The following is a 278-nucleotide window of genomic DNA, read 5'->3' as shown; positions in this document are numbered from 1 at the left end:
GTTGCACACCTCACACAAGGAAGAGGCCGCCGTTCAGGCCTGATCGTTTCCTGATGTCCATGGGGTTGCCAAGGGTGCTTTTGCACCCTTTCGCGTTTCTGCGGGTGCGGATTACTGTGAAACCGCGATCGGCTCGATCTCGAACACCAGCGGTGTGAACGGATCGATCAGGTCGCCTGCGCCCTCTGCGCCGTACGCCTGATCCGATGGAATCACCAGCCGCCATTTCGCTCCGGTCGGCATGCCTTGCAGCGCGCTGGTCCAGCCGCTGATTACAC

The 278-nt window shown here is 60.8% G+C and carries 1 protein-coding gene; it reads right to left on the bottom strand.

The genetic code is table 11. From position 1 onward, the window contains the following. Window positions 1-111 precede the first annotated feature (111 nt). Window positions 112-278, bottom strand: a 167-nt coding sequence (locus tag EE949_RS00995) for an FKBP-type peptidyl-prolyl cis-trans isomerase (RefSeq protein WP_206335685.1), incomplete at its 5' end; no start/stop codon positions are given.

The organism is Pseudomonas viridiflava, from assembly GCF_900602065.1.
Classification (GTDB): Bacteria; Pseudomonadota; Gammaproteobacteria; order Pseudomonadales; family Pseudomonadaceae; genus Aquipseudomonas.
Note: the sequence above shows the minus strand (reverse complement) of the source record. Positions and strands in the feature narration are given on the sequence as shown.